The organism is uncultured Oscillibacter sp., assembly GCF_910587525.1.
Lineage (GTDB): Bacteria > Bacillota > Clostridia > Oscillospirales > Oscillospiraceae > Oscillibacter.
This window is the reverse complement of record NZ_CAJULS010000146.1, coordinates 1-5,035: the sequence shown is the minus strand read 5'-3', so window position 1 is coordinate 5,035 and position 5,035 is coordinate 1. Positions and strand designations below refer to the sequence as shown.

Sequence of the window (5,035 nt, the reverse complement as noted above, 5' to 3'; positions counted from 1 at the left end):
TCATACCGGCTATTGCAACTTACGATGTTTTGGGAGGTGTCCGCCCGTGAAGATCGAGCTGACGGAGCAGCAGTACCGCTACCTGCTGGATCTCGTATACATAGGAAACTGGGTTATCAACTCCACCCGGGAGAACGACCGCATCCGGGAGTACGACGAGGTGGAGAGCCTGGTGTTCTCCCACTGCCTGCGGCACAGAATGCCCAAGCTGGTGGAGCTGTACCAGGGGGATCTGATCCCCTCCCGGGCCTACGCCGACGGCGGTATTCACGAGGCCATCGAGCGGTACGAGGACATTGTGTTCTATGAGATCCTTGCGGAGGAGCTGGCCCTGCGGGACATGGACGGCGAGCCCCTGACCCGGGAGAACTACGCTGAGCTGATGGACCGCATCGACGTCTACCTCAACGAATTTGACGAGCACGGCACGGACAATATCTCCATAGATCTGGACCAGTGAACGAAGGGCGGTTTTTCCGCCCTTTTTCACGCTCAAAACGCACAAAATCCGCAAAAAAGGACTTGACATGGACCGGACTCCATGCGCTACAATAGGCTTGCATATCTTGAGAAAACCGACAGAAAAAGGAGAACGACACATGGCTGAGAAATCCAAGGTCTATTTTGCGGACTTCCGCTGCCCCAGCTGGCGGGAGAACCTGCCCCAGAAGCTGGCCCGGCTGATGATGACCGCCGGGTTCGGCGAGATCGACATGGAGGACAAGTATGTCGCCGTCAAAATGCACTTCGGCGAGCCGGGGAACCTGGCGTACCTCCGGCCCAACTGGGCCAAGGCCGTTGCGGACCTGGTGAAGAGCCAGGGAGGCAAGCCCTTTTTGACAGACTGCAACACCCTGTACGTGGGCGGGCGGAAAAACGCCCTGGACCACATCGAATCCGCCTATGTCAACGGCTTCACCCCCTACTCCACCGGCTGTCACGTCATCATCGCCGACGGGCTCAAGGGCACCGACGAGGTCTGCGTCCCCGTGGAGGGCGGCGAGTATGTGAAGGAGGCCAAGATCGGCCGGGCGGTGATGGACGCGGACGTGTTCGTCAGCCTGACCCACTTCAAGGGCCACGAGCAGGCCGGCATGGGCGGCGCGCTGAAAAACATCGGCATGGGCTGCGGCTCCCGGGCGGGGAAGATGGAGCAGCACAACTCCGGCAAGCCCTTTGTGAAGGAAAAGAAGTGCATCGGCTGCAAGGCCTGCGCCAAAATCTGCGCCCACGGCGCGCCCCAGTTCGGGCCGGACGGCAAGGCCTCCATCGACATGGACAAGTGCGTGGGCTGCGGCCGGTGCCTGGCGGTCTGCCCCAAGGACGCCATCGACTGCCTCTATGACGAGGCCCCCACCATCCTGAACAAGAAAATCGCCGAGTACACCAAGGCCGTGGTGGACGGGCGTCCCTGCTTCCACGTCTCCCTGGTGCTGGACATCTCCCCCAACTGCGACTGCCACGGGGAGAACGACGTGCCCATCGCCGCAGACGTGGGCATGTTCGCCTCCTTCGACCCCGTGGCCCTGGACCAGGCCTGCGCCGACGCGGTGCTGGCCCAGCCGGTGGCTCCCAACTCCGCCCTGACGGATGTGAACTGTGACTGCGGCACGGACTACTTCAAGGCCGCCCATCCGGACACGGACTGGGAGACCTGCTTGGAGCACGCCGAGAAGCTGGGGCTGGGCGTCCGGCAGTACGAGCTGGTGAAAATCTGACCCCGTCTGCCCCCTGAACAGCGAAGCCGCCGCGGACCAAACCGGCCCGCGGCGGCTTTTTACAATTTTTTCACAGGCATGAGATATCCTGACGTCCGGCGCCGTTATATAAGTGAAAAGCTTTTCATAAAGGAGGCGGATGATGACAGAGAGTACCTTTACCGCTGCCACGGAGCGCCACCTGGACATGGTGTACCGCATCGCCCTGAACTGGTTTCGGAATCCCGCCGACGCGGAGGACGCCGCCCAGACGGTGATGCTGAAGCTCTGGCAGTCGGACACGGAGTTCGCGGACGGCGAGCACCTGCGCCGCTGGCTGGCCCGGGTGACGCTGAACGTCTGCAAGGACATGGCCCGCAGCCCCTGGCGGCGGCACACCGTATCCCTGGAGGAACTGCGGTCGCCGGTGTTTTCCGACGGGGAGCGCCGGGCGGTCTACCGGGAGGTCATGGCCCTGCCGGGGAAATACCGGGTGCCGCTGTACCTCTATTACTACGAGGGGTATTCCGTGGCGGAGATCGGGGAGCTTCTGCGCCTGAACGCCTCCACCGTGCAGACCCGCCTGGCCCGGGCCAGGGGGAAGCTGAAAGTGACGCCGGAGGAGGGATGAGGAATGAATGATCTGTATCGGAAGACCTTTGACGAGATTCATGCCTCCGACGCGCTGAGACAGGAGGTTTTAAACATGACAAAACAGGAGCGGGCAATGGCAAAGCGGCAAATTCCCCGAATGGTGCTGATCGCGGCCATCGTGGTTCTGGCGCTGGCAGGAACGGCCCTGGCGGCGGCAATTCCCGGGATTCAGGAGTGGTTCGGCCAGCAGTGGATGAAAGAGACGGGACGGCCCATCCACACGGACCAGATGGGGCTTATCGACCAGCTGAGCGACGCCGTAGGGGTCAGCGCCACAGTGGACGGGGTCACCGTGACGGTGGACTCCGTGACCCGGGGGGAGAACATGATCTGGTTTTTGCTGCGATATGACGGGCTTCCGCCGGAGGAGGAGCTGGAGGAGCTGCTGGGCGCGCCGGAGCAGCCCCCGGAGGAGGATTCCCTCGACTCCCAGGTGACGGCTGTCGTGGGCGACGTCACCATCACGGCGGGGGTGAGCGGGCCCTCAGAGACCCCATCGTCTCAGTCCCCCGACTACCGCTTTGGCAGGGGCTGCAAGCTAACCACCGATCCCGCGGTGTCGGACGGGACGTATAGCGAATGGGCAACCTTCCAAAATACCGTCCGGGAGGACGGAACCATGACGGTCTTGATGCGGCACCGGATTGAACCCCTGGAGGGCGGCTCACTGCTGGACGCCGCGGATGTGACATTAGAGCTTCCGGGGCTGAACTGGGGCGAGATCCCGGTGACGGGAGCCTTTACGCTGGAGTTCTCCCTGCCGGCCATTCAGCCCACAAAGTCCCTGACCACCGGCGGCGGCACGACCCTGGGAGAGCCCTCCCTGCGGGACATCGACCCCTCTCTTGAGTTCTGGAACACCAACACCATGGGCCCGCTTCCCACGGAGGAGATGGCGTTCCTGCGCACCAAAGTGACGCCCACCAACCTTACCATCTACTGGGCGGACCGGGAGCAGACAGAGCGGCTCCATAAAGCAGGAGACTGGTATCTCGTCATGCAGGACGGCACGGAGGTCCGTTTGGACACCAGTGGGGGGATGTATACCGACCTGCCCGGCGGGGAGCGGGTCTCCCGGTTCGTCTGGCCGGTACCGGTGGACCTGCGGCAGGCCGAATCCCTGGAGTACCGGTATGGAGAGGATGTGCTGCCGCTGGAGCTGAAATAGGACAACAAAAAGCCTGGGATGGGCCGCGCCCATCCCAGGTTCTTTTACGCCTCTTCCCCTTTTTTCTTCCCGCTCCGCCGCCGGACGGCCCGGCGCTTCTCCGTCTCCTCCTGAATGCCCTCCAGGGTCATCAGCAGGTTGCTCTTGAAGAGCAGTCCCACGAAGTTCAAAAGGCCGTCCCTCGTCTCCTTGTCCAGGTCCTTCATGGCCTTCACCATGGCCCCCGCCGCCTTGAAGGAGTCCGCCTTCAAATCCTTCAGCGTCACCGCGCCGGAGGCGGAGAGCACGTCGAAAAGGGCGGCGACAAACTTCTCCCGCCGCTCCACCGGCATGGTGTGGACCAGCTCCCGCAATGCCATGTCGCTGAGGCGGGCCTGGCGGGTCACCTGGCGGAGTGTGACGAAGTGGTCCCCCATCACCTGCCAGGAAAAGCCGTCGTGCTGCAAAAAGCCCAGCTGGTCGCTGTCCACCACGGCGTAGTCCTCCTCGTGCTCCAAGAGCATCCCCACCACCGAGGACTTTGGCACAATGGAGTAAATGCGCTCCGCCACCCGCCGGTGCTCCGGCAGGTCCAACAGGTCCTCATGGAAGCCGGGGCCGTCGTTGGACCAGACGGCCTCGATCCGCCGCTGGACCGCCGCCGGGCAGAACACCCCGGCATACACCGCAAGATTTCCGCCCTTGGAGTGGCCTCCCAACCGCAGGCGGCGGCGGGGATACTGCTTCGCCGTGTCCCGGACGTAGCGCACCGCCTTCTTCTGGGCGGGCACCTCCGGCATACAGGCCAGCTCGAAGTCCTCCTTCCAGCCCGCAAGGGTGTCGTCCGTACCCCGGAAGGAGAGGTACAAAAGGCCGTCCCCAGTCTCAATGGTCAGCGCCGCGAACTGCTCCCCCTTTCCCACGTCCAGGTGGTCTGTAAAGCAGTTGAGCTTCATTGCCCCAAAGCGGCGGGAGGAGGCCATCTTCCCCAGCATCTCCGGAATGGCGCCGGGCACCAGCACACCCATGTCGATCTTCTCCCCCTCCGGGAAACGGGCGAAAAAGGCCTCCGCGGCCTCCCGCAGGACGACGCCCTCCCCCTCCCCGGGGCCGGGGACGGTGCCCTGGAAATCCACAAAAGACAACTCCGCCAAAATCAGGTTGTCCACCTCATTGAAGGGAGACTGGTCCAGGGTCAGATCTCCCCGCCAGTCCAGATAATCCATCAGGTTTGCCATAGTACGCTCCTTCTCTGTGATCTTCTCTATAGCATAATATTATATCCCGGTCTTTTCCGTCTTACAAGAGGCGGGGTGCATCCAGGAAACGGAAAATGGCGCAGAACCATTCGGATACCAGAGACAGCGGTTATGGCAGGATGCCAAATTACGGATGCGCTGTTTATTAGCATATTCCTGGAATTTTCCTGCATTTTGTATATTGGATTGCTAGTCTATTTTGGAAATAAGATGTCCGCTAAAGCAGTAGGAACATTTGCGGGAGCGCTGATCGCTGTTTTGGATATATGCGTCTCAAA

General features: G+C 62.0%; 5 protein-coding genes. 4 read left to right on the top strand and 1 reads right to left on the bottom strand.

Going from position 1 to position 5,035, the window contains the following annotated elements; translation table 11 throughout:
* Positions 1–46 precede the first annotated feature (46 nt).
* From QZ326_RS11085 to QZ326_RS11070, 4 genes are all read left to right on the top strand, one after another.
* On the top strand, positions 47–460 hold the full coding sequence (locus QZ326_RS11085; protein WP_295745168.1) for a hypothetical protein: 414 nt from the start codon (positions 47–49) through the stop codon (positions 458–460).
* 139 nt (positions 461–599) lie between these two features.
* A complete protein-coding gene (locus tag QZ326_RS11080; RefSeq protein WP_295745166.1) occupies positions 600–1,718 on the top strand; it encodes a DUF362 domain-containing protein in 1,119 nt (372 codons plus the stop codon).
* A gap of 139 nt (positions 1,719–1,857) precedes the next feature.
* Positions 1,858–2,328, top strand: coding sequence for an RNA polymerase sigma factor (locus QZ326_RS11075; RefSeq protein ID WP_295745164.1), 471 nt, complete (start codon positions 1,858–1,860; stop codon positions 2,326–2,328).
* Positions 2,329–2,331: 3 nt separating this feature from the next.
* Positions 2,332–3,519 (top strand): hypothetical protein, encoded by a 1,188-nt coding sequence (locus QZ326_RS11070; RefSeq protein WP_295745162.1) that lies wholly within the window; start codon positions 2,332–2,334, stop codon positions 3,517–3,519.
* A gap of 44 nt (positions 3,520–3,563) precedes the next feature.
* On the opposite strand, the gene QZ326_RS11065 is transcribed toward QZ326_RS11070, so the two are convergent.
* Positions 3,564–4,736: an Mbeg1-like protein gene (locus tag QZ326_RS11065; RefSeq protein ID WP_295745160.1), complete on the bottom strand. Its 1,173-nt coding sequence runs from the start codon at positions 4,734–4,736 to the stop codon at positions 3,564–3,566.
* Positions 4,737–5,035 lie beyond the last annotated feature (299 nt).